22 protein-coding genes are annotated in these 25,557 nt (G+C 43.0%); 4 read left to right on the top strand and 18 right to left on the bottom strand.

All coding sequences use genetic code 11. The features are described from left to right. Window positions 1–23: 23 nt before the first annotated feature. From AC1DO4_RS02210 to AC1DO4_RS02195, 4 genes are all read right to left on the bottom strand, one after another. Window positions 24–380, bottom strand: coding sequence for a ribosomal maturation YjgA family protein (locus AC1DO4_RS02210; RefSeq protein WP_477412560.1), 357 nt, complete (start codon window positions 378–380; stop codon window positions 24–26). An 88-nt stretch (window positions 381–468) separates the two neighbouring features. After that, entirely contained in the window at window positions 469–1,212 is a 744-nt protein-coding gene (locus tag AC1DO4_RS02205; protein WP_477412558.1) for a zinc ribbon domain-containing protein, read from the bottom strand. Then, complete coding sequence (locus AC1DO4_RS02200; protein ID WP_477412556.1) at window positions 1,212–2,309, bottom strand: Nif3-like dinuclear metal center hexameric protein; 1,098 nt, start codon at window positions 2,307–2,309, stop codon at window positions 1,212–1,214. Before AC1DO4_RS02200 ends, AC1DO4_RS02205 begins: the two co-directional genes overlap by 1 nt. A gap of 34 nt (window positions 2,310–2,343) precedes the next feature. Continuing rightward, on the bottom strand, window positions 2,344–2,706 hold the full coding sequence (locus AC1DO4_RS02195) for a TM2 domain-containing protein (protein ID WP_477412554.1): 363 nt from the start codon (window positions 2,704–2,706) through the stop codon (window positions 2,344–2,346). Window positions 2,707–2,855: 149 nt separating this feature from the next. Here AC1DO4_RS02195 and AC1DO4_RS02190 point away from each other — a divergent pair, with 149 nt between their 5' ends. Further along, window positions 2,856–4,523 (top strand): glutamine--tRNA ligase/YqeY domain fusion protein, encoded by a 1,668-nt coding sequence (locus tag AC1DO4_RS02190; protein ID WP_477412552.1) that lies wholly within the window; start codon window positions 2,856–2,858, stop codon window positions 4,521–4,523. 99 nt (window positions 4,524–4,622) lie between these two features. Here AC1DO4_RS02190 and AC1DO4_RS02185 read toward each other — a convergent pair whose 3' ends face one another. The 7 genes from AC1DO4_RS02185 to AC1DO4_RS02155 all read right to left on the bottom strand — a co-directional run bounded on the left by AC1DO4_RS02185 (window position 4,623) and on the right by AC1DO4_RS02155 (window position 11,065). Then, window positions 4,623–5,450 carry an N-acetylmuramoyl-L-alanine amidase gene (locus tag AC1DO4_RS02185; protein WP_477412550.1) on the bottom strand — a complete coding sequence of 276 codons (828 nt, stop codon included), beginning with the start codon at window positions 5,448–5,450 and terminating at the stop codon, window positions 4,623–4,625. A 106-nt stretch (window positions 5,451–5,556) separates the two neighbouring features. Continuing rightward, entirely contained in the window at window positions 5,557–6,327 is a 771-nt protein-coding gene (gene ku / locus AC1DO4_RS02180; protein ID WP_477412548.1) for a non-homologous end joining protein Ku, read from the bottom strand. Between the two features lie 138 nt (window positions 6,328–6,465). Further along, window positions 6,466–7,353 (bottom strand): PfkB family carbohydrate kinase, encoded by an 888-nt coding sequence (locus AC1DO4_RS02175; RefSeq protein WP_477412546.1) that lies wholly within the window; start codon window positions 7,351–7,353, stop codon window positions 6,466–6,468. 114 nt (window positions 7,354–7,467) lie between these two features. Beyond that, window positions 7,468–8,556, bottom strand: coding sequence for a PAS domain-containing sensor histidine kinase (locus tag AC1DO4_RS02170; RefSeq protein ID WP_477412544.1), 1,089 nt, complete (start codon window positions 8,554–8,556; stop codon window positions 7,468–7,470). 527 nt (window positions 8,557–9,083) lie between these two features. Further along, window positions 9,084–9,587: an anti-sigma factor gene (locus AC1DO4_RS02165; RefSeq protein WP_477412542.1), complete on the bottom strand. Its 504-nt coding sequence runs from the start codon at window positions 9,585–9,587 to the stop codon at window positions 9,084–9,086. Next, window positions 9,584–10,165, bottom strand: coding sequence for an RNA polymerase sigma factor (locus AC1DO4_RS02160; RefSeq protein ID WP_477412540.1), 582 nt, complete (start codon window positions 10,163–10,165; stop codon window positions 9,584–9,586). The genes AC1DO4_RS02165 and AC1DO4_RS02160 overlap by 4 nt, the downstream gene beginning before the upstream one ends. A gap of 192 nt (window positions 10,166–10,357) precedes the next feature. Beyond that, entirely contained in the window at window positions 10,358–11,065 is a 708-nt protein-coding gene (locus AC1DO4_RS02155) for a zinc metallopeptidase (RefSeq protein ID WP_477412538.1), read from the bottom strand. Between the two features lie 354 nt (window positions 11,066–11,419). On the opposite strand from AC1DO4_RS02155, the gene AC1DO4_RS02150 reads away from it, so the two are divergent. Continuing rightward, window positions 11,420–12,556 (top strand): NAD(P)/FAD-dependent oxidoreductase, encoded by a 1,137-nt coding sequence (locus AC1DO4_RS02150; protein WP_477412536.1) that lies wholly within the window; start codon window positions 11,420–11,422, stop codon window positions 12,554–12,556. Window positions 12,557–12,635: 79 nt separating this feature from the next. Further along, on the top strand, window positions 12,636–12,842 hold the full coding sequence (locus AC1DO4_RS02145) for a DUF2683 family protein (protein WP_477412534.1): 207 nt from the start codon (window positions 12,636–12,638) through the stop codon (window positions 12,840–12,842). A 235-nt stretch (window positions 12,843–13,077) separates the two neighbouring features. Here the strand turns inward: AC1DO4_RS02145 and AC1DO4_RS02140 are convergent, their stop codons facing one another. From AC1DO4_RS02140 to recQ, 4 genes are all read right to left on the bottom strand, one after another. Further along, window positions 13,078–13,224: a DUF2683 family protein gene (locus AC1DO4_RS02140; protein WP_477412532.1), complete on the bottom strand. Its 147-nt coding sequence runs from the start codon at window positions 13,222–13,224 to the stop codon at window positions 13,078–13,080. 36 nt (window positions 13,225–13,260) lie between these two features. Next, window positions 13,261–14,616, bottom strand: a complete 1,356-nt coding sequence (locus AC1DO4_RS02135) for a UDP-N-acetylmuramoyl-tripeptide--D-alanyl-D-alanine ligase (RefSeq protein ID WP_477412530.1) — start codon at window positions 14,614–14,616, stop codon at window positions 13,261–13,263. 81 nt (window positions 14,617–14,697) lie between these two features. Next, entirely contained in the window at window positions 14,698–15,117 is a 420-nt protein-coding gene (locus tag AC1DO4_RS02130; protein ID WP_477412528.1) for a putative quinol monooxygenase, read from the bottom strand. 39 nt (window positions 15,118–15,156) lie between these two features. After that, complete coding sequence (gene recQ / locus AC1DO4_RS02125; protein ID WP_477412526.1) at window positions 15,157–17,325, bottom strand: DNA helicase RecQ; 2,169 nt, start codon at window positions 17,323–17,325, stop codon at window positions 15,157–15,159. A 578-nt stretch (window positions 17,326–17,903) separates the two neighbouring features. Here recQ and AC1DO4_RS02120 point away from each other — a divergent pair. Further along, complete coding sequence (locus AC1DO4_RS02120; protein WP_477412524.1) at window positions 17,904–20,399, top strand: M14 family metallopeptidase; 2,496 nt, start codon at window positions 17,904–17,906, stop codon at window positions 20,397–20,399. Window positions 20,400–20,558: 159 nt separating this feature from the next. On the opposite strand, the gene AC1DO4_RS02115 is transcribed toward AC1DO4_RS02120, so the two are convergent. From AC1DO4_RS02115 to AC1DO4_RS02105, 3 genes are all read right to left on the bottom strand, one after another. Continuing rightward, window positions 20,559–23,006, bottom strand: a complete 2,448-nt coding sequence (locus tag AC1DO4_RS02115) for an outer membrane beta-barrel protein (RefSeq protein ID WP_477412522.1) — start codon at window positions 23,004–23,006, stop codon at window positions 20,559–20,561. A gap of 477 nt (window positions 23,007–23,483) precedes the next feature. After that, window positions 23,484–25,148: a PspC domain-containing protein gene (locus AC1DO4_RS02110; protein WP_477412520.1), complete on the bottom strand. Its 1,665-nt coding sequence runs from the start codon at window positions 25,146–25,148 to the stop codon at window positions 23,484–23,486. A gap of 24 nt (window positions 25,149–25,172) precedes the next feature. Further along, entirely contained in the window at window positions 25,173–25,505 is a 333-nt protein-coding gene (locus AC1DO4_RS02105) for a PadR family transcriptional regulator (RefSeq protein ID WP_090639171.1), read from the bottom strand. Window positions 25,506–25,557 lie beyond the last annotated feature (52 nt).

The following is a 25,557-nucleotide window of genomic DNA, read 5'->3' as shown; positions in this document are numbered from 1 at the left end:
GTTATCTGTAAATCAATTATTATCTAAAAACGAGTTTGTGCTTTTTTCTTAATGGTGTATAAATCTAACAGAACGCCAACTCCTATCCCAACTGTATAGCACAATAGATCGCTAAACAAAAAGCCTTCTCCTAAAACCAGCTTGCCAAAAATAGTATGCCGCAAATCATTTATCCAGGGCGCTTTGTAAAGCTGGCTAAACTCTATAGCATAGCAAAATAAAAGGCTTGCTATAATGGCGTATTTTAAAGGCTTATTAATAAGTAGAAAACGCATGATAAAGTAAACCATCAGCGCCCAAAGAATATCGCCGATAAACAGAGGAATAAATTTAAAATGCCGGGAAAGCAGGCCAATAACAATGGTTGCGACCGAAAGCATGAAATAAAGAATCCTTGATCTGGGCATAAAAATTGTTTCACAAAAAAAGGCATCCTATAGATGCCTTTCATATTATTTAGTGCTTTGCTTATATGGTCTCTGCTTCTAAGGCCATCTGCTCATCAACAAGGATACGTCCGCAATGCTCGCAAACGATGATCTTTTTACGCTGACGGATATCAGACTGGCGCTGAGGCGGGATCTGGTTAAAACAACCTGAACATGAATCGCGCTGAATAGTTACAACAGCCAAACCATTTTTGGCATTTTGACGCAAACGGTTGTAAGCTGTAAGCAAACGCTCCTCGATGTTAGGAATAGCTTTTTCTGCCTGCGCAACAAGGTCGTTCTCTTCTTTTTCGGTTTCTGCAGTAATAACGCCTAACTCATCTTTCTTAGCTTCCAGATCGCTTTTGCGGGCTTCCAGGTCGGCAAGGGCTTTTTCATACACCTGCGTTTTTGAGGAGATCTCAAAACCATATTCCCTTATTTTTTTCTCGCTTACCTGTATATCTAATCCCTGTATCTCAATTTCTTTTGATATGGCATCATACTCACGGTTATTCTTAACTTCGTTAAGCTGCGTTTCGTATTTTTTAATATTTGCCTGGGCGTCTTTGATCAGGTTTTTGCGGGTTACTATCTCATCCTCTACATCATCCAGCTCATATTTGATCTTTTGTATGCGGGTTTCAAGGCCAGCAACATCATCTTCCAAATCGGCAACTTCCATTGGCAGTTCACCCCTTACCTGGCGAATTCTATCAATTTTAGTGTGGATGGTTTGTAGTTCGTATAAAGCTTTAAGCTTCTGTTCTACGGTTTGTTCCATTAAATAAAATATTTGACGGGGTTTGTATTTACTTCTGTTAAACGGACGGCAAAGATAGGGAATTTTTTTCTAATTATATCATACATTAATTGTACCGTAAATTGTTCACTCTCAAAGTGTCCGATGTCGGCTATCACTATTTTTCCTTCGGCATCAAAAAACTCGTGATACTTGTAGTCAGCAGTGATAAAAATGTCGGCTCCGGCGGCTATAGCATGCTTCAATAAAAAGCCTCCTGAACCACCGCAAACGGCTACTTTTTTAATGGGTTTGCCTGTAAATGCTGTATGCCTTATTACATGTGTACGCATCTTATCTTTTACATGAAACAGGAACGATTCCTGATTCTGCGGTACTTCCAGCTCGCCTATCATACCCGAGCCAACCTGCTGGTTTTGGTTGGTTAAGCTATAAAGGTCATAAGCCACCTCTTCATATGGATGGGCCAGTATCAGCGCCATGATTATTTTACTCTCCAGGTTGGCCGGGTAAATGGTTTGGATGCAAGTCTCATTTTCCCGGTGGCGTTTACCCGGTTCGCCAATGTAGGGCACGGTAGCATCATTGCCTTTAAAAGTGCCCAGTCCCTCGGCATTAAAGCTAACTTCACTGTAATTACCAATATTGCCTGCTCCCGCCGCAAATAAAGCATCGCGCACGGCATCGGCATGGCTATGGGGTACAAATGTTACCAGCTTTTTAAGCAGGTTGTGTTTTGGTACCAGTATTCGGCAGTTTTTTAAGCCCAGTGTATCGCAAATTCGGGTATTTACTCCGGTCATCACGTTATCAAGATTAGTGTGGATGGCGTAAATGGCTATGCGGTTGCGAATGGCTTTTTCAACCACGCGCTCTACATAAGTTTTGCCATTAAACTTTTTTAACCCTTTAAAAACGATAGGATGGTGCGATATAATTACCTGGCAACCGGTAGCGATGGCTTCATCAACCACAGCTTCGGTACAATCTAAAGAAAGCAGGGCCTGTGTTATTTCCTGGTCGGGGTTACCTACTATAAGGCCTGCGTTATCGTAATCTTCCTGGTAAACCAGTGGTGCAAGACTTTCAAGGTAGGCGGTAAGGATGGATAGTTTCATGAACAAATTTAACTATAAGATGGCTGGGTTAATTTTATGGGGTTAACATAGCCATACGATGGCTTTCATAAGCCATGTTTTTATTATACTCTAACGTGAGCGATTTATTGTTTATCAAATCAACAATAGTACCAATAAGGCAAAAGCCGCCGGTAAAAAGATAAAGTAAACCCATACCAATTTGCCCAAGTACAAAACGCTGTACGCCTGCAATTACAATAAAACCAAGTAAGGTAAACAATAGTATTTCCTGCGCGTTTTTACGTTTGCTGGTGTAAACCATGTAAAAGTATTTGGTTTGATTTTCATTTAGTCCGGCGGTGGCTTGTTGTAAAAAGCCCATTTCTTCGGGCGTCATATCCTGAAAATTTGTGTAAGGATCCTGGTACGTGTTCATTTTCTGTATAGGTTTTTGATTTAAGCTGTTTCAAATTTAATTATTTTATCATAATAACCATACGCTAATTGTCAATACACCAGTTCCCGTTTATAAAGTTAGGGGCTTAAAAATTTTGTTACTTTTGTGGTTATTGATAACTGTTGTTTATGAGCGAAGAAAGATCATTGAACTTTATAGAGGAAATTGTTGAAGAAGATATAGTCGCCGGCAAAAACGGAGGCCGGGTGTTAACCCGTTTTCCGCCCGAACCTAATGGTTACCTGCACATCGGCCATGCCAAATCCATTTGCTTAAACTTTGGACTGGCGCAAAAATATAACGGTAAAACCAACCTGCGCTTTGACGATACCAACCCCGTTAAAGAGGATGTTGAATATGTTGACAGTATTAAGGAGGATGTAAAATGGCTGGGCTTTGAATGGGCCGAAGAATTATACGCGTCTGACTATTTTGACAAGATATATGAATTTGCTGTTACCCTTATCAAAAAAGGCCTGGCTTATGTAGATGACAGCACAGCAGAAGAGATTGCTGTACAGAAAGGGACACCTACAGAACCTGGTACACCCAACCAATACCGCAGCAGATCGGTGGAAGAGAACCTGGAGCTGTTTGCCGATATGAAAGCCGGTAAATACCCCGATGGCGCCAAGGTGCTACGGGCTAAACTTGATTTAGCAGCACCCAACATGCATCTGCGCGATCCTTTGATGTACCGCATTAAGCATGCGCACCATCACCGTACAGGCGATGCCTGGTGCATTTACCCGATGTACGATTTTGCCCATGGTCAATCGGATGCTATTGAGGAGATAACCCACTCCATCTGTACGCTGGAATTTATACCTCACCGTGCTTTATATGATTGGTTTATTGAACAGCTGGGTATCTTTCCATCCAAACAATATGAATTTGCAAGGTTAAACCTCAATTACACCGTAATGAGCAAGCGCAAGCTGCTGCAGCTGGTTACAGAAGGATATGTAGAGAGTTGGGACGACCCGCGAATGCCTACCATTAGTGGTTTACGCCGCCGGGGTTATACCCCTGCCAGTATCCGTGAGTTTTGTGAGCGTATTGGCGTGGCCAAACGCGAAAACATGATAGATGTTGGCCTGCTGGAGTTTTGCATCCGCGAGGACCTGAACAAAACCGCTTGGCGCCGTATGGCTGTGCTGGATCCTATAAAATGTATCCTGACTAATTACCCCGAAGGTGAAGTAGAAACGATGCATGGCGAAAACAACCCCGAGGTTGAGGGTGGCGATGGCAGCCGCGAGTTCCCTTTTAGCCGTGAGTTGTGGATAGAGCGTGAGGACTTTATGGAGGTGCCGCCTAAGAAGTTCTTCCGGCTGGGTGTTGGGCTGATGGTGAGGTTGAAAAACGCTTACATTATTCGTTGCGACGACTTTGTTAAAGATGCCGATGGCAATGTAACTGAGATCCACTGTACTTACCTGCCCGAATCTAAATCTGGTAATGATACCAGTGGCATCAACGTTAAGGGAACTATTCACTGGGTAAGCGTACCACACGCCAAAACCGCCGAGGTGAGGCTTTACGATCGCCTTTTCCAGGTAGAGAATCCGCAAAGCGAGGAGGGTGACTTTAAGGACTACATTAACCCCAACAGTCTGCACATAATCAAAACAGCCTACATTGAGCCCGACCTGGCCAACGCCAAGCCCGGTACCCCGGTGCAGTTTATGCGCAAAGGCTATTTTACACTGGATAAGTACTCAACAGCTGATAAATTAGTTTTCAACAGAACTGTTACGCTAAAAGACGGGTGGAAGAGCCCCCCGGCCCCCTAAAGGGGGAGTTATAAAGCATACGGCCATTCGCTACACAAGTGAATGGCCTTTTTTATAAAAGCCGTAAATCAAAAATTCCCCCTTTAGGGGGTTAGGGGGCTAATACTTCCTATACACATTATACAACACATTCAAATCCAGCTGCGTCATGGCTGGGCTGTCTTCAATTTGTACAAAATGGCGTTTAAAGGCTGCTATTGCGGCTGGCAGGTTGCTGGTATCATAGCCTATGAGGCGCAGGGCTGTTGCATAGTCAAAGTTGTCGGGTGGTAGTTCCAGCAGTTCGTCGCTCCAATAGCCGAAACCTTTTTGGGCCAACAGTTTCCAGGGAAACAGCGGACCGGGATCGGGCTTGCGGGCGGGGGCAATATCCTGGTGGCCGATAAAGTTTGCCGTAGGGATGTTATATGCCTTTTTAAGCTGGGCCAGTAAGGCCAGCAGGCTCTTTACCTGTACATCATTAAAGGGCTCATGGCCGTTGTTGTCAATTTCGATACCTATAGAACAGCTATTCATATCGCTTATGCTGCCCCACCTGCTAATGCCGGCCTGCCAGGCGCGCAGGTAATCGTTAAGCATGTGGTATACCTTGCCATCTTTGCCCACTACATAATGGGCGCTCACCTGGGGTTTTACCAACGTAAAAGTTTTAAGCGTTTGTTTGGCCGAATCCTGTGCCGTGTAGTGAATAATTACATAGTTTGGCTTGCGGGCGTTGAAGTTTACGGTACCAACCCATTCGCTGGGAATGGTAGCACCCAGGCTATCAACCAGCATGGCCGGTTGCTCGCGACTGATCACCTTCAGTACCGAATCTGCCTGGTGCCTGTACACTTTGTTGGTTATGGCGTATGGTCCTTTGGGCGAGCAGGAGCTGAGGGTGGCAAATACAACCCCAATAAATATAGCGTAAACGGTAGTTTTCATAGGCGATGGAAGCTTATTCGCTAAAGTAAGTAAATAACAGTTTATTTAACGATTCTGCCTCTCCTTGATAGTCGCGCGTATTTGAACGTGGCAGGAATAACATACATCAGGCTTTTTTCGTTTTCAAACTACTCATCAACTGATCATAAAGGTCATCGCTGCTGGTTTTATGGGGTTTAAGTTTTTTAACCGTGGCACGTTTGCCTTTTGATTTTGCTTTGATGATCTTCAGCAATTCATCATTGTATTCATCCTTAAATTTAGATACATCAAAATCTTCGGCATACTGGTTTATCAACGTGAGGCCCATATCCAGCTCCTTTTTGCTTATGGCAACGTCATGGCCAATATTAAGCTCCTCAGTACCGCGTATTTCCTGTCCAAAGCGGATGCGGGTAATAACCAATACGTTTTCAACGGGGTGCACTATGCAAAGGCTCTCGGTGCTGCGTAAAACAAAGCGGGCCAAACCAGCTTTTTTTGATTGCGTGAGCGCTTTCAGCAGCAAGGCATAGGCTTTATTACTGGGGGTATCGGGTTCGGTGTAGTAGGAGGTTTCATAAAACATGGGGTTCACATCGGCAATATCAACAAAGCTTTCTATTTCAACTACCTTGCTTTTCCCGGGTGCGGCATCCTCAAAATCCTGCTCTTCAACTATCACATAGTCATCATTGCTCAGCTTATAGCCCTTTACAATTTTATCATAAGGCACCTCCTTATGTGTGCGCTCATTTACCCGCTGATAACGGATGCGTGCATGATCCCGGCCATCAAGCATATCAAAGTTAAGTGATGATGTTTGCACGGCCGAATACAGCTTAACCGGGATACTCACCAACCCAAAACCAATTGAACCTTTCCAGATAGATCTCATTACCAATGTGTTTTAATACATTGGTATAACTAATAAAAGTGCGAAAGGGTTTTATAGAAATGCGTATTAGTTCACTGAAGAGAACGCAGCAGACTACGCTTTGTGGCTGTTTTGTATAAATTACAAAAAATTAAAGGCTCAATAACTGTATACCTTCACGCCATTCTCCAGTAAGTTCATTACATCCTCTTCGGTGCCTGTAAATGGTCCCGATGATTCAATTTTAAAACTGGCCATAGCAGCGGCAAACTCGCCGGCCTGCTGAAATGATGCACCTTTTATACGCTGGTATAAATAACCTGCCATATAGGTATCGCCACAGCCTGTAGCATCTACAACAGCTATGGGCGTATAAGCCGGAATATTGTAAAAAACACCATCAGTATAAATAACAGAACCCATACTGCCCAGGGTAAGTACCACTTCTTTAACTCCCCAGTCGGCCAAAATACGTGCGCCTTCAAAAATATCGGTACTGCCGGTAAGTACTTCGGTTTCGTACTCATTGGCTTTCAGGATGTCTACATAGCGCAAAGCCTCCCGTTTATCGGCCCAGTCAACAGGTACCACGTTTGTATTTTCAACCTTGCGTAAATAGCCCTGCACATCCAAAGAAACACGGCCGCGGCTATGCAGTTCTTTGATCAGTTCAACAGGCATATCATCGGCCAACAGCGGCCCTAAGTGAAAAATTTGTGCATCTATTTGCTGCAGTTGCTCAACAGTAAAAGGATTGGCCTTTTGCAATACCCGCTGGGTACGGTGGTCCTGGTTTTGGGAGTAGATATTTTCAAAATAAACAGAAAGCCCGCCTACAGACGCATTTACCTTAGTCCCTTTGGAACGTAGTTTTTCAACAACAACCATTTCGCTTTGGGCAAGTGTGGTTACGAGTGTATAACTGACATCCATATTGCGGATGGCATTGGAAAAATAAAAGGAAGTGCCGCCGGCCATGTGTGCAACCGCGCGCGGTGTTACCACTTTATCTAATGTAATATGCCCTACACAACAAATATCGTACATGCTTTTTATCTATTTTGAATAAGCGCCTTACCAACCAGGAGCAAACCGCAAATGTATGTAATATCAATGTTTAATTAATGTAAGGTTTTTAATACAGGCAAAAATATGAGCAGATTAGTTTTTAAACGACAAAATGAATTTAGCGCCCTCATTGGGTTTACTTTCAAGGGTTATTTGCCCGCCCAGGCCGGTAATGTGATTATGTACCAGGTAAAGCCCTATGCCCTTGCTGTCATGATGCTGGTGAAATTTTTGGCGAAGGCCAAAAATCTTGTCTTTTACATCTGCCATGTTAAAGCCCAGTCCGTTATCGGCAAATATTATTTGTTTGACGCCATTATTAATTGCCGAACTAATGGTAATGACTGGTGGAATATCCGGACGGGCGTATTTTATTGAGTTGGTGATAAGGTTAAGGAAAATACTTTCCAGGTACGCTTTGTTAAATTTGATGGTACTGTTTGCTGCAAAGTTTACATTTATAGTAACGTTTGAATGCTGTAACAATGAGCTTAGCGAATGTAAAATTGTGTTTAGTGAATCGTTAATGTCCAGTTCTTCCACTTGTACATTTAAACTATCTTTCTGGCTCAAAACATCAATATAATTATTTAATGTATCCTTCAAACTTTCCGAAGCGGCTTTCAGCATGCCAATAAATTCAACCGTTTCTTCATCCTGTATCTTTGAAACATCTATAAAATTAAATACCGATAACAGGTTACTTACAGGCGACCGCAGATCATGCGATGTGGTATATGTTAGCTGCTTTAGTTCGTTGTTTATTGTGGTAAGATGGGTTATGAGGGCGTTTCGTTCTTCTTCCTGCTTCTTTTTGTGTGTGATGTTTTTGGCAATAGCAAAAACCAGCCGCTCGCTGTCAACAGGCATCGATGTCCAGGCAAGCCAAACAATTTTACCGCTTTTGGTTATGTACCGGTTCTCGAAATTTAAAAGTGGGATATCGCGTGTCAGGTTATCCCGGTTTCTTGAGGTGATACCCTGGTCTTCGGGGTGTACAAACTCATTTATAGGGCGGGCAAAAAGTTCTTCATTGGTATATTCCAGTACTTTTGATACTGCTGAGTTTACCTTTTTAAAGTAACCATCGTAGCCGGCAATGCAAAAAAGATCTGCGGATAGTTCAAAAAAACGTTCGAAATTAAAATCAGTGTCATTACCTGGATTAACACTATTGAACATAAGAAAATTGGTTTTATTACAGCCATCAGGGGGAAGGGCTATTAGTTACAACGGGTTATACGGAAAGAGAAAAAAATAGTTTGTAACAAATTTGAAGACGAATATAGATGTGCAAATTAACTTCGTTGAGGGCTTCGCCGTTTCAGATATGCAAATGTGCAGATGATAAACAAGAGATGCAGATTAACTTCGTTGAGGGCTTCACCATTTCAGATGCGCAGATGATAAATTCAATTCTGTTGGTGCTAAAATTACGGTTCAGATAATCTTTAAAAATAAAAGCCTCCCAACCTTGCGCCGGGAGACTTTCAACCTAAACCTTATCACAATTAAACCGGTAAGATTACCAGTTCATATACAATCATACAATTACTATACCAAAGTAGGATACTTTATGAATTTTTTTATCAAGTTGATTTTAATGCCTTTTCTGCTTCAAAAAATGAGCGGTTTTGTTAAGTTATTACCTGTTAACTGAACAATTGCATTAACAACTGTCGGCTTTGTTGTACACCATACAAAACACTTTATGCCTGTTTTGCGATCTTTTTTCTGCGCAGATAGCTATCGGCTAAAAATAAAGCCAGCACTACATCAAATACCAGGAACCATTTAAATACCTGGCTGCTAAAAATATGGCCCATGTTGGGCATTTGAATGCTGGCCGGTAGGGTAACCTTTACATCAACAGCCGAACCGGAAAAATGAATGTTGGCTATTGTAAACACTAACAATGCCAGTATGGTAAAAATAAAGAAGATGCCAACGCCTATTATGATGCGTTTATCAATAGCCGCCTTTAAAGGCTTACTTGCATTTTCGGTACGGATGGTTTCCATCACATTATAGGTAAAGGCCATTGATGGCTCATCAAGCTCCATGTTTGCAAACTCCTGGTTTAGCAGCAGCAGCTCCTGGTATTTTTGCCTGTACACCTCATCCTGCTCAATAAGCAGGGCAATGGCATCCTGCTCAGCCGGTGTGCAGATGCCATCAATGTAGTTCCAGAGTTTTTCTTCAATGGTGTTCATATCAGTTCTTTAACCTCATGTTTTAAATTACGCTCCAGCTTATCTTTCAAACGCTGGCGCGCCCTAAATAGTTTTACTTTAACCGTATTGGCCTCCATTCCCAATGTTTGGGCAATTTCTTCTAAAGATTGCTCGCCCTTATAAAACAAGGTGATGATGGTGGCATCATCGGGCAACAGTTGCTCAATGGCCTGGTTCAGGTAAAACGATCGTGATTTATTTTCCACATTATCAGCATCATAAGCCGACTCATGGTTTTTAACCTGTATGTAAGTGCCCTCGTCATCTATAGAATCGGTGGCCACCCTTTTTTTTCTCAAAAATGTCATGGCTGTATTATATACAATAGTATACAGCCACGTTGTAAATTTAGATTGCCCCTGGTACATGGCCAGCGAGCGGTAAGCTTTTATAAAGCAATCCTGTGCAATTTCCTCAGCATCCTCGCGGCTTTTAGCAAAACGCATAGCCAGCGTAAATACAAAACGCTGGTGCCGTTTAACCAGGTCGGCATAAGCCGACTGGTTGCCAGCCAGTGTCTGTTCTATAAGATCTATATCTGAAAGCTTGCTTTGCATGTGTTACAACCTCTCTGACTACCGGACTTTTACTTAGGTTACAGGAAGGTACGAAAATATGTGCAGATTTTAGATGTGCAGATTTTGAATTCGATGAAGAAGTGAATAAATAAAACGGTTTTTATAACGTCATCTGCACATTTGAAACGGAGAAGCCCTCAACGAAGTTAATTTGCACATATCCGCACATCCTCAATTCCGCCGGTTAAACAAAAACGAGGCATAATATATCAACGTAGCCAGTGCGCTTACGGCGGCTACAACGTAGGTCATGGCAGCCCACCACAGGGCATCTTTAGCCAGCTCATGTTCATCGGTGGTTTGTATAATGCTATAATTGTTATTAAGCCAGGCTAATGCGCGGCGGCTTGCATCAAACTCAACGGGCAGGGTTATAAAGCTAAAGAAAGTAACCAGTGCCAGGGCGGCAACACCTATAGCTAATACAATAGAGTTATTGGCAAAAAACAACAACATTATACCGATGAAAAGAGTCCATTGGGTTAGCGTTGATGCCACATTGATAACCGGTACCATGGCCGAGCGAAAGCTTAACCAGGCATAAGCTTGTGCATGCTGAACCGCATGGCCGCATTCATGAGCGGCAACAGCAGCCGCGGCTATGCTTCTGCTGTAATAAACATCCTGGCTTAAGTTAACAGTTTTTGTTTCGGGGTTATAATGGTCGGTAAGCTGTCCTTCAACACACATTACCTGCACATCAAATATGCCATGTGCGCGCAGCATTTTTACCGCCACTTCCTGGCCCGAAAGACCAGATAGTAAGCCGATTTCCGAATATCGTTTAAATTTACTTTTAAATCGCCACTGTACAATAAAGCTTACCAGGGCAACCAAAATCATCAGCAACCATGCCGAGTTAAAGCCGATGTATCCCATAATTAATGATAGATGATTCATATTAAGTTAAAATTCAAAATTAAAAAGTCAAAATTCTCTTAGATCTTAGATTTCCACCGTCGTTGCTTCGTGCCTACCCCGTTGCGCGTTTGTTTTTAACCGTATATTTCCTTCAATAACGGCCGCGTCACCCAGTGCTTGTCGAAGGGGGCGCGTATAGGCCTTTGCCTACTATGCTTCGACAGGCTACCCATGACAGACCTTTAGCAACGTTATTCCGCTTTGTCAAAGCCTCCATAAACCCGTTCAAAAACTATTCCGGTCTTAATTCATGTCAAAACTAAATACCCAATTGCAGGGCTTTTGAGTTTTACTTTTTACTTTTGACTTAAAATGTATTCATACTGGGAACGTACAGCGTTTATTGATAATGCCGATGTAATTATCGTCGGTAGCGGCCTTGTTGGCTTAAGCGCCGCCCTGCATTTAAAAAAGCAGCAACCTGCTTTAAAAGTGTTGGTGTTGGAGCGGGGCTTTTTACCATCGGGAGCCAGTACTAAAAACGCGGGATTTGCCTGTTTTGGTACAGTAAGCGAACAAATTGAAGTAATAAATCGCTCATCCGAAGCCGAAGCGATGCGCCTGGTTGATTACAAATGGCGCGGCCTGCAGCGCTTAAGGCAAAATCTGGGCGACGAAAATATCGGCTATCATCAATACGGTGGGCACGAATTATTTATGGAGGATGAAACCGATGCTGCCAAAAGTGCTTTCGACCAGGTAGATCACCTCAATAAATTATTGCGGCAAGCCATAGGCGGGCCTGACATTTATTCAGTGGCTGATGAAAAAATTGCAGGTTTTGGCTTTAATAAGGTAGGCCACATGATCTACAATCCGTTTGAAGGGCAAATTCATACCGGTAAAATGATGCGCACCTTATTATATAAGGTATACCAACTTGGGGTACTGGTGCTAAACAATGTGCAGATCACGGCAATTGAGCAGGAAAACAAACACATCTGCCTGCAAACAACCCAGGGGAACTTTAAGACAGGCAAGGTAATACTGGCTACCAACGCCTTTGCCAGCCAATTATATCCCGAACTTAATGTGATTCCCGGCAGGGGGCAGGTATTGGTTACCCGGCCAGTATCCGGTTTAAAGCTGAAAGGCACCTATCATTTTAATGAAGGCTATTATTACTTCCGTAATATTGATAACCGCGTATTGTTTGGCGGTGGCCGTAACCTGGATTATAAAGCCGAAGAAACCTGGGACTTTGGGCATACGGATATTGTAAAGGAAAAGCTGCTCAGCTACCTGCATGAAGTGATCCTGCCTGATCAGCAAATTGAAATTGATTATTGGTGGAGCGGCATTATGGGCTTTGGCGAAGAATTAAGTCCGATAGTGAAAGAGGTAAAGCCGGGTGTTTTTTGCGCGGTGAGATGCAATGGTATGGGCGTAGCAATGGGAAGCTTGGTGGGTGAGGAAGTGGCGGAACTGGCGATACGTGAAGAGCATTAAGGTAACCCCGTCAATGTTGAAACCATAGATATAAAAGAGAAATTTGTAAATTAGTGTTTTAACTATAAAAGTTTGCAAAATGAACACCCTCGCGGTACACCCTACTAACGAAGTTCAGGTTAAGGCCGTTAAAGCTGTATTGGAGGCTTTACAGGTGCCTTATGACGAAGAACCTGAAACTCAACCGATTTATGATGCTGAATTTATGGCTGATATTGAAAAAGGCAGAAAAGCAGCAAGAGAAGGGAAAGGAACTATAATTAAAATAAAGGATCTGTGGAAGTAAAATTCATGGATGAGGCTAAGAACTATTTAAATTTGATCGTTTATGTATTATATAAAAATCATTGCCGTTGACTTTAGTCAACGGAATAGTGACTGAAAAACAGGGGCTTTAGCCAAAATTCCGCTTGAGTAATTGGGCTGAAGCCCGCAATAATACTTTCTTTTACCGTTGACGGCAATGAATATTTTCCGTTTTTAGACAGCTTCTAAGTCCTTCATCGCTTGAGGAGAAAATATTATTTCCATAGGTTGTTAACATCAACCTTTATTCCTTTACCATCTTTAACGTCTTTTTCACCTTGTTCAATTCTGGCTACCATTGCAGGTGATGACACGATGTAATCCGTTTCATCAACTTCCTGCTGTACTACAAATGTGCTCATGATCGAATTTACTAAAATTTCAACTGTTTTTACATCTTAAAACAACCCCACCAACCGCTCCAAAGCCATCCCTCTTGAGCCTTTTATCAGGATAGTTGAACCGGTAACCGGATTTGCCTTTAAGCCGGCGATGGCATCCTCTGCAGTAGCATAGAAAGTAGCCTCCTGGTTTTGAATTTTGAATTTTGAATTTTGACTTAAAAAGTCTTTCCCAATAAATATCCGTCCATCAACTTCGGTATCCAAGGCCTTTTGAATAACAGCAGTATGCTCAACAGCCGATTCTGGTCCCATCTCAAACATATCGCCAAGTATAAGTACTTTTCGAATAGCGTCTAATTTGCCTATGTTCTCGATAGCTACAAACATGCTGCTTGGGTTGGCATTATAGTAATCGCAAATAAGCGTGTTGGTAGCCGTTTTAACAATTTGTGAGCGGTTGTTTTTAGGCTGATAACCCTCGATGCCTGCGTTGATTTCGGCAGCGGGCATATTAAAATAAGTACCAATGGTTATAGCCGCTAATATATTATGCAGGTTATAAGCCCCGGTAAGCTGTGTTTTTGCGGTATGGCTTTCCCCTGTTTTATTGTTGGTCCACTCCAGGGTAAGTAAAGGAGAGTTTTCAATCAGTTCACCGCTTGCCAGGTCATCAATAGTATTAGTACCGTAATAAACAACATTGCTCAGTTTGCGCGCAGCAGCCATTTCAAGTAAAGTAACGTCGTCACTATTGATGAAAACAATTCCTTCACGTTTATCGGCCCCCCCTTCAGGGGGCGGGGGGGGCTTCAAATAATCGTACAACTCCCCTTTGCCTTTTTTTACACCTTCAATCCCGCCAAACCCTTCCAGGTGCGCTTTGCCTACATTGGTGATTAACCCGTGCGATGGCTGGGCTATGCTGCAAAGCAGTTCAATCTCTTTCTGGTGATTGGCCCCCATTTCAATAACCGCCATTTGATGCGAGGCATTAATGGTTAAAATGGAAAGCGGTACCCCTATATGGTTATTTAAATTGCCTTGTGTGGCCTGGGTTTTAAAATGTTGTGATAGTACGGCGTTGATGAGTTCTTTGGTGGTGGTTTTGCCATTGGTGCCTGTAAGGCCAATAACCGGGATATTTAATTGCCTGCGGTGGTGGCGCGCCAGGTCCTGTAAAGCAGTTAGCGTATCATCTACCAGTAAATATTTTTCACCCAGCTGGTATTCCGGGTTATCTATTACCGCATAGGCCGCTCCTGCTTCAATTGCTTTTTGGGCAAAGGTGTTAGCATCAAACTTATCGCCTTTAAGGGCAAAAAACAGGCTGCCTGCAGCAATTTTGCGGGTATCGGTACTGATAACAGGATGTTGCAGATATAGCTGGTAAAGTTGTTGGGTAGTAGTCATACGTAATCTGGCCGCCTTAAGGGCATGTTAAGCAACAAAGTTAAATGATTGATACGTATATATTGGTTGGGGCGTATAAAATTACATATCGGGCTTTTTGGCAAAGCCAATCAAGCTAACATCAACAAGTTCCAATGATTTTACCATATGCTGAACCGTTTCCTTGTATTTTTTAAAATGAGGTGTTTCTATATGTAATTTGTACGCGGCTGTATCAGCATATATTTCGAGGATGGTAATGTGTGCCGGATTTACTTTATCGGCCACGGCGTAATAAGTTAATACCCCGGGCTCAACGCTAACAGCGGTTGTCATTTGCCCTTTCAGGGCGGCGTTATACAGATCTAACTGTGCAGGATCAACCTGGATCTTCGCCAGCCTTACCATTTGATTTTTTTGCTGTGCCATAGCCTTATTGCTAAAAGAAAGCGTGAAAATACCTGTAATAACAATTAAAAACAGGGAGCGGATTTGGCTGAAACTAATTTTAAATACCTGCATGTTATAGGAGATTAAGCTATCTAAGATAGGCAACATATATCATTGATCTTTGTTCATCCAGCTTATTACGGCTTTAATTTCGCCGTAGCTGTAGTCATCGCCCAAAATTTGTTTTAACGGCGAAAGCATTTGGCTGCCATAACTCTCCACCGCATCTTTTATAACAGGGATCTTCTCCTGGGGCACAATCTCCAGGATATCTATCTCGCCCGATTCAATAAAGTGGCTCAGGTGACCTTCAATGGTCATTGGAGATAAGCCACGGGCGGCTGCAATTTCGGTTATGCCTTTGCCCTGGCGGTACATCGTAAAAGTTTCGGTACGGGTATCATTGGTTTTGCGTGTTTTCGGGGTGCGCTCCACCCGGTCGGTTTTGGCTTTTCGTTCCCGTTTTGGTGATTTATAGGCTATTTTGGACTCCAACCCTTTTTCTTTACAATAATCTTTAACCGGCTGCAACAGCTCACGACCGTAACGGGCCAGTTTAACATCGCCGAAACCCGAGATCAAACGCAGTTCATCAAGGCTTTGGGGCAGAAAAGTGGCCATTTCCAGCAGGGTAGCATCAGATACTATAATGTAGGCCGGTACATTTTCCAGCCGGGCAATATCATTACGTACACTCTTAATCCGGCTCAATAATTCGGCCTCATGTGGTGGTGCCTGTACATGGGTATGGGTTTCTTCTGTTATCTCACTTTCAATAAATTCAACCTTTTGCAGGCCTTTTAATACGGCAGCGCTTTTATGGGTTAGCTTTACTATAGGATAGCCATCATCGGTGATGTGCAGGTAATCCATCGTGATCAGCTCGCGGATGTAGCGCTGCCAGTCGGGTTTGCTGATATCGGCGCCAATGCCATAAGTTTTTAGTAGTTTATGTTCATCGCGGATCTTTTCGGTTTTCGATCCGCGTAAAAAGTCTATCACATAGTTAACACCAAAGCGTTCATTTAACCGCGCAACAGCCGATAGCGCCTTTTGGGCTATCAGCGTGCCATCAAAGCGTTTAAACTCGGTTAAACAAAAATCGCATGAGCCGCAATTGGGAGGGAAGGCCTCATCAAAATAATTCATCAAATACTGCCTGCGGCAAGCCTGCAACTGGCAATATTTCACCATATCGTTCAGCTTATTGAGCATAATGCGGCTTTGTGCCTCGTTGCCCTCAATGCGGGCAAAGTGCTGCAATTTACCCGCATCGCCCGGCGAATAGAGCAATAATGCCTCTGATGCCAGGCCGTCACGTCCGGCCCTGCCGGTTTCCTGGTAATAGCCCTCAATGTTTTTAGGCAGATCCATGTGCACCACGTAGCGCACGTTTGATTTATTGATGCCCATTCCGAAGGCTATGGTTGCTACGATGATCTTAACATCATCGCGCAAAAAAGCCTCCTGGTTTTTTACTTTTAATTCGTTACCTAAACCGGCATGGTAGGCCTCGGCAGCAAAGCCCTCATCTTTCAGGTCGGCAGCCAGGTCTTCAGTTGATTTGCGCGACAGGCAGTATATAATGCCCGATTCATCCTTTCGTTCGTTCAAAAAAGCAATGAGCTGATTAAAGCTGTTTTTTTTGGGTACAACCCGGTAAGTAATATTAGCCCGGTTGAATGAAGATACAAATACCGCAGGTTTATGAAGATTTAACTTTTCGAGGATATCCTTTTGGGTCAGCTTATCGGCAGTAGCGGTAAGCGCGATGACAGGCACATTAGGGAACTCGGTTTTTAGCTGTGCAAGCATCAGGTATTCCGGTCTGAAATCATGACCCCATGACGAGATGCAGTGCGCCTCGTCAATAGCTATTTGTACTACCGGAAGGGTTTTTAAAAAGGCGATCATTTTATTATCGCCGCCAAACAAACGTTCGGGAGCCAAATACAGGAGCCTTACCTGGTTGTTTCTAAGCTGTTCAACCAATCGCCGCTGTTCATCGGGGTTTTGGGCCGAGTTTAAAAATGCTGCAGGTATACCGCTTACATTCAGGCTGTCAACCTGGTCTTTCATCAACGCAATAAGCGGCGATATTACAATGGTAAGCCCATTCAACAATACTGCAGGTAACTGGTAACACAATGATTTACCGCCACCGGTTGGCATCAGCGCCATCACATCCTGCTTATTTAAAACATGCTGAATAATGGCCTCCTGCTGGTGCCTGAACGCGCTATAACCAAAATATTTTTGCAGGGCTTGTAATGGGGTCATATAGATGTGCAGATTTTAAATTTCAGATATGCAGATTTCAAATTTCAGATGTGCAGATTTCAAAAGCGCAGATTTCAGATGTGCAAATTACAAATTATCAGGCAAATTGCTAAAATTTTTAGATTTTTTAGGACTGCCAGCCGGGTAGATCCATTTAATTTTTGTAAATTTGTGTATCAGCCGCTAAATAGCCATTCCGGCTTTTATCTAATAACTCTTCTTAAAAAAGACTTAAAGTTGCTGTTTTGATTGCAACGATCTCTTTCTAAATCAATTACAAAAATATAAAGGCGCGTAGCTGGGTGTTCAAAAGGATAACAAAGGTACACGTAAGGTGATTTGCAAGGTGCATGAACAGTATATGAAAGGTGTGAGTTGGGTGCTTCATAGGCATTTCTAAAACGGCGAAACTCTTATCGAACAAAATCTGCATATCTGTCCATTGAAAACGGCGAAGCCCTCAACGAAGTTAATCTGCGCCTCTGTAATTGTAACAATCTGCACACTGGAAATCTGCATACCTACGCATTTAAAATAAATTCTGCATATTAGCGTATCTCTTATCCTACGCGTATATCATGGTAAAAAAACATTTACTCCTTTTTGTTTTTGTCAGCTTTTTCTGTTCGGCCTTTGCTCAAAAAATACAATCACCCGAAGAGTTTTTGGGCTACAAGCCGGGCGAGCAGTTTACCCCCCACTATCGTATCGTTGAATACTTTAAATACATAGCCCAGGCATCAAAAAATGTAAAGTTGCAGCAATTTGGCACTACCAACGAAGGGCGACCACTGCTTGCTATGTTCATTGCATCCGACGAAAACATTGGCCGGCTGGAAGAGATCCGTCATAATAACTTACGTGTAGCCGGGATAGAAAGCGGTCCACTGCTTACAAATGCACCCGTAATTACCTGGTTAAGCTATAATGTGCATGGTAATGAGCCTGCATCAAGCGAGGCGGCTATGTGGACTTTATATGACCTTGTTGATCAAACAAATACTACCACCCAGGCATGGCTTAAAAACACATTAGTGGTTATCGACCCCTGTTTAAACCCCGATGGGCGCGACAGGTACGTTAATTTCTATAACTCGGTAAAGGGAGCTGTGCCCGATGCCAACCCAACATCGCGTGAACATGCCGAACCATGGCCGGGCGGGCGGGTAAATCATTACTATTTTGATCTTAACCGCGACTGGGCATGGCAGCAACAAAAAGAGACCCAGGCCCGTGTAGGTTTATTTAACCAATGGCTGCCACAGGTACATGTTGATTACCACGAGCAGGGGTATAATGCTCCCTATTACTTTGCCCCGGCAGCCGAGCCGTATCATAAAGATATTACCCAATGGCAACGCGATTTCCAGGTTACCATTGGTAAAAACAACGCTAAATACTTTGACCAAAATGGCTGGATGTATTTTACCAAATATGAGTTCGACCTGCTTTACCCTTCGTACGGCGACACCTACCCCCTATACAATGGATCGATAGGGATGACCTATGAGCAGGGTGGTATCAGCGCCGGGTTGGCGGTTGTTACCCGTAGTGGCGATACCCTTACCCTTGCCCAGCGCGTGGCTCATCACCATTCAACAGGTTTAAGTACTATCGAAACAGCATCGGCCAATGCGCAAAAACTGAAAGATGAGTTTAAAAAGTTTTTTGATAACAGCCGTGCTAACCCGCCGGGCGAGTACAAAACCTATGTTGTTAAAAACGATAACAACAATAAAATAAACGCCATGGCCAAATTGCTTGCCCGCAACGGGATACAATATGGCTTTGGATCAGGCAATAAAGCGGTTACTGGTTATAACTATATAACCGGTAAAACCGAGCAGTATACTGTGGGGCCTAATGACCTGGTGGTAAATGCCTATCAGCCTAAAGCTGTATTGCTGCATGTGTTGCTGGAGCCCCGAACTTTTATTCCTGATTCAAACACCTATGATATTACCGCGTGGTCGCTCCCTTATGCTTTTGGTTTGAAGGCATATGGCGTTAAGGAATCGTTTAAACCGGCAAGCGCCGAATGGAGCATTGTGGCGCCCAAGGCTTTGGTGAATACCCATGCCTATGCTTATGTATCGGCATGGCAATCTGTTGGTGATGTAAAATTCCTGGCAGCATTGCTTAAAAAGAAGATAAGGGTGCGTTATTCCGAAAAACCATTTGATGCAGCCGGGAAGCACTTTGCGCCAGGATCATTATTAATAACCCGTGCCGGTAATGACCGGGCCGATTTTGACCAGGCCGTTACCCAAACTGCTGCCGGGCTTAACCAGGAGGTTACGCCATTGTCATCAGGATTTGTTGATAAAGGATCTGATCTTGGCTCAGATGCGGTAAGGTATATTCGCCAGCCTAAAGTTATGCTGGTTGCAGGCGATGGTGTAAACTCCGAAGCGATGGGAGAGGTGTGGCATTTTTTTGAGACACAGTTGGGCTATCCCATTACCCTGGTTAGATACCAGGATATTGGCCGCACGCGTTTGGCCGATTTTGATGTAGCCGTTTTTCCTGACGGCAGGTATGATGATTTTCCATCAGAGAAACTGCAGAATTGGATCCGCGATGGAGGGAAGCTTATTGCTGTGGATAATGCTGTAGCATTACTGGTTGATAAAAAAGGTTTCCTGATAAAAAAGAAGGAGGATAAAAAAGATGACAAGGATAAAGACAAAACGGTTAAAATTTATGGCGACCGTGATCGCGATGCCATCCGCGGTATGATTCCCGGCGCCATATTTAAACTTAATCTTGATAATACCCATCCCCTTGGTTTCGGTTTGCCTGATTACTATTATTCATTAAAACTAAACGATGATATCTACGAGCTTTTTGGCGGCGAGGATGGCTGGAATGTAGGCACCATTAAAAAAGATAGCTACGTATCGGGTTTCGCGGGTGCACAAGCCAAACAAAAGATCAATAATGGCTTGCTGCTTGGTGTGCAATCCATGGGCCGAGGCTCGGTAGTTTATATGGTTGATGATCCGTTGTTCCGCAGTTTCTGGGAAAATGGCAAACTGCTGTTTAGCAATGCCGTGTTTATGGTAGGGCAGTAAGCGAAGCCCCCCGGCCCCCTGAAGGGGGAGATTTTGATTTGCATATTGGCAAAGCAATACTTCATAGCATTATAGTATATAAAATCAAACGGCCTTGCTCGGTTAAGCAGGCCGTTTGATTTTCAAATCTCCCCCTTCAGGGGGCCGGGGGGCTGTGGTTTAATTATTCCCCTTCACTCTACCCTTTTCGTCATCGGCGCCGCTGCGGTGCTGGCGTACCTTGATGGAATTGTTGCCAAAGTTGTAGGTGAGTGTCAACCGCCCTACCCTTGAATCGTTTTTCTGTTTAATGATGAAATTGTTATTAAGTGCAGTGCTGCTCAGGTCGTTGCGGCGGATATTAAAAATATCGTCGCAGGCAACTTTAACATTAAGCTTCTTATCCATAAATGATTTGCTTATGCCCAAATCTATCGAGTAGCGTGGTCTTATTTTGTAAATGGCATAAGTTAATGGCGATTGATAATCGCCCATTATCTCTAAACGGGCCCCTGCAAACTTAAAAGTCTGTGTCATCCGGGCCTGGTACGCCCATTGCCCATCTTTAAAATTAAAGCCGGCCAATGTGTCTGATTTAAAGCCCAGGTAAAATGCCGTTACGTTTATATTGCCTTCCCACCATTTGGTGATTGTAAAGGGGGTGTTGATATTGGCGTTATATCCTGTTTGTGTTTGTAAATTTGCATTGGTTTGAAACGTCTTTTTGCCTTCGGTTAATATCAGTTCTGTAATGGCATTAGTGGTATGGCTGTAGCCCAGGGTCACATTAACAGTTTTATTATAAGTGTAGCTAAATTCAAAGTTTTGAGTGTATTGCGGATTAAGGAAGGCGTTACCCTTACTAAAGGTATACGGGTCAAGGTAATAAATGAAGGGGTTTAAATTGTCGTACCCCGGTCTGTCTATCCTACGGCTGTAAGATAAGCTAACTTCATTTTTATCATTAATGGTATGATTGATGAACGCGCTTGGGAAAAGGTTAAGATAGCTGCGTTTTACCGGTGCGCTGCCTATCAGGTTTCCGTCCGACTGGGTGTTTTCGGCACGTAAGCCAAGCTGTACCGACGTTTTTTTGAATTGTTTGTTAATATTGAAATATCCGGCCTGTATTTTTTCGGTGTAGATGAAGTGGTTGGAGCGACCTTTATCATTAATAAAAATACCGCTGCTGTCTATTTGCGCACGCAAATCATTATCGGTTTTAACACTACTGAATTTAGCCCCAACTTCAAGCTTGATCGTTTTAGTCAGAGGTTTGGCATAATCAACTTTGCCCGTATATATGGTGATATCTGATGGGGTTTGATTCAGTAATATCTGCGAAGCTCTTTGCGGACTGCCATCGGCTAAAAAATAATCGGTATTGTAGCGGGCATCAGAAAAGTTCCTGAATTTGGAGTAATCAAGGTCGATGCTTATTTCCTGTCCGCTGGTATCTATTTTATATTTGTCATTAAGGTTAAGCGCAAAGTTTTTATAGGTTTGAGGTATAGACGACACGGTATGTAGGGATGAATCGGCCACGCCGTATTGTTTGCCAATAATTGTGTGCGTGTCATTGGCATCAGTACCACTATTGTCATAGCCGCTCACTACAAAACCGATGATATGTTTGTCTGTAAGATCATAATCTGCCCCTAACCGGTAATTATTATAATGATTTGATCCTGGCATGGACGATTGCTGATCAAAGTATGTTTTGTGGCCGGCGCTATCGGTAATACGTTTAAGATCGAGGTTATGTCCGCGTTTATTATCGCCATGGCTGAATGTGCCAAACAGGTTCAGTTTTCCCTCCTTATGATTCAGGTTTAAGCTGCTGTTATCTCTCCAGTACATTCCTTTGGCAACACCTACGGTAACACTACCGTTTGTGCCAGATTGGGAGTTCTTTTTTAGTTTGATATTGATGATGCCGGAGTTGCCTGCCGCATCGTATTTAGCCGATGGATTGGTAATGATCTCGATAGATTTGATGGTGTTGCCATCTGTTGAGCGTAGCAGGGTTGCCAGCTGCGCGGCAGTAAGATAAGTGAGTTTATCGTTTATCATTACGGTTACACCTTGTTTACCTTTAAGGCTAATGTTATCATCCTTGTCAACGGTGACGCCGGGAGCCCTCGCTAATATTTCCATAGCGGTGTTGCCAGCAGCAAGTACACTGCCCTCCACATTCATTACCGTACGATCAATCTTGCGTTCTATTAACGGTTTGGTAGCAGTAATATTAACCGTTTTCAGGGTGTTGTTACCCTGCTGCAGGTTTAAAACAGGCACAGCTATGTTTGCCGAATTTTCGGTAACGGTAAATGGCTGGCTGATGGCTTTTGTATAGCCAACTACTGTCGCCTTTATCAGGTATTTGCCGGTTGGTACTTTTTCAAAGGCGTAAACACCATTGTCGTTACTTAAAGCGCCTTTAACTACTGTTGAGTCTGATGCTTTGATGATGCTTACACTGGCGTAATCAAGGGGTTTACCCTGATCGTTTACAAGGGAGCCGGATACTTTGGCACTGCCGGTTTTGCCGGCCTGGCCAAAAGATACACTCCAGCTGATAACTACAAGCAGGAACGTATATAATATATGGTTGATTTTAGTTTTCATTGTTGTGTTGTTAAAATGTTTGGGCAGTAAAAAGCCATTAAGGAAAAAGCTCCTTTTAAAAATTGTGTAAATAAGTTGTCAGGTGTTTTGGCGCTTAGCCTTTAGTGTGTTTAGTAATTATTGTATATAAGCAGTTTGTTTCATAGTGTATCAGTTTTAGGGACGATGGTAATGCTGTAGCCTTGTAAGCCCCGGTCTGTAATTTGTGCGTCTTTTTGTATAAGATGCACAATAGGGGTGATTGGTTACAGAGAAATTAAACTTTTTAATGCCGGGAAGATGTTTTGGGCCATACCGATTATGATAGCCTGACCTAAAGGGTAGTTACTATTGGCAAAAGCTAAAGATACAGGTTTAACAAGAGGAGGGCTGACGGCACAGAATGTAATACTGTAAAAAGGAATAATAAGCCCGCTAAATAATAGCAGGCTTATATATTTTATCAAGACTTTCATATAGGTAGGTTTGGGGTAAGTACTATTGATCTGCGTTTTTAATGCTGTCTGCTACCTCTTGTTTTCTGAGACTATCAATTGTAGCTTGTGGAACGGGTGGTATTTTGCACTCTAAGCCATTTGCCGTCATCACAAATACCGAACCATTAGGGTTAACCGGCTTGTTGTTTTGCCCGCAATCATAAAGGTTAAAACCCATGTTCCTGTCAAGCTTGTTGTCAATAACCAGGGTTGAGTTTATAGGAACTTTTAATGTAATATATAGCTTTTGACCACGCCATTTGGTCCCCGCAAGCCGTTCCAGTCGGCGATCGAATTTTATTACCGAATCTTTTTGTGTAAAACGATAGCTGATGTTCCGTGCATTGATCAGCGCATCCTCATCGTCGCGGCCCCTTGCAGTAAATGATTCAACAAGCACAGGTTGTGGAACATCACTTTTTTCTATATTAATGTTCACCGGTTCTGTGCCAAAATCATCGTCGCCATTAAAATCATCATCTAAAATTATCATACCATTAAAACGCTCTTTGATGCGCAGTCGGGTACTATCCTCATTGCTTAAATATTTGGCATCATTAAGTTGCAGGTAATAGGTGTTGTTTGGCGTTGCTTTAATGTTAATAGTTTTGCTCATTTTTGCCCCTTCTCTAAAATCGGCCGAAGCCCTTACGCCGTAGTAAACAACAGCTCCCAAAGCTGCCAGCCATACGCATAATAAGGTTGTGCCAATTGTACGGTTAAATGATGCGTTTTTAAACAAGAAACCAATGATTACCAGTATAATTGATAACAAGGGTATTGCCAGTAATAAAAAGCCCCCGGCAATAAATATTACGCTGGTTTCCTGGTTAACAAAATTAAACGGAGGGATATGGTATATATCAGTTTTGCCAAAGGCAATCAATCCAACAACAGCTACAATGAGTGCTATTGCAAGACCGAAACAGGTAAGTAATATCGCCCCGGCTATCAATTTACCAACCAAACTACCCGCTCCTCTTAAAAATACGCCCAGGTGATCAAAAAAATCGCTTATAAAATCGCGGGTTTTATACACAAATGGTTTGGCTTCATGTTTGAAGTTGTGCAGGTTTTCTTTAACGGTGCTTAGTTCATCCTCAAAGTTCTTTTTAAAACCTTTTAGATCCTGCTTTTCGCCTTTCATGGCCATACGGTCGGCACGGGTCATGGCTTTGGGCACTACAATCCATAAAATTACGTAAAGAAAGAAACCACTGCCGGCCACGCAAAACGATATAACGAATGCGAGCCTCACCCAAACGGCCGGGATATCAAAATAATTGGCAATACCGGCTGCAACACCGCTCACCAAATGATCGTCGGGGTCGCGAAAAAGCCTGCGGCGCTCCGTATTATAGGTATAGTTATTGTTCCCCGGAGTTTTTGCATCGCTTTCTGCGAATTCAAAATCCTCTACGGTGCCCATTTGCTCAACAACCAGCTTAACATCCTGCTCAACAATAACCTGTTTGCTTTGACTTGCTAAAATTTCGTTAAACATTTCGGCAATCCGGTTTTCGATGTCGGTTGTGATCTCCAGACTGTCTGCGGAGGTAGAAAAATGACGCTTTACATCAGTCATGTAAAGTTTAAGTACGTCGTAAGCATCCTCTTCGATGTGAAATACGATGCCGTTTATGTTAATTATGATAGTTTTGTTCATGATGCGTAATAATTTCCGGTTTTTTTATTTTCTGTCTCCAATGGCCGTTTGCACGGCATAAACTAATTCCTGCCAGGTTTTATCCAGCTGTTCCAGCACGTTTCGGCCTTCGTCTGACAGTACATAATACTTTCGCGGGGGGCCAGAAATGGACTCGACCCAGTTGTAAGTGAGCAGGCCATTGTTTTTTAAACGGGTTAATAATGGGTACAGAGTACCCTCAACTACAAGCAGTTGGGCTTTCTTAAGTTCAGCAATTATGTCTGATGCATATGTTTCGCCCTTGGCTATGATGGAAAGAATGCAGTACTCCAGTATGCCCTTCCTCATTTGGGTTTGTGTGTTTTCAACGATCATAATACAAAGATATATGTTTTAGATTGTATTATGCAATACATAGTACTAAAAT

It is taken from the genome of Mucilaginibacter sp. P5_A6, assembly GCF_056400585.1.
Note: the sequence above shows the minus strand (reverse complement) of the source record. Positions and strands in the feature narration are given on the sequence as shown.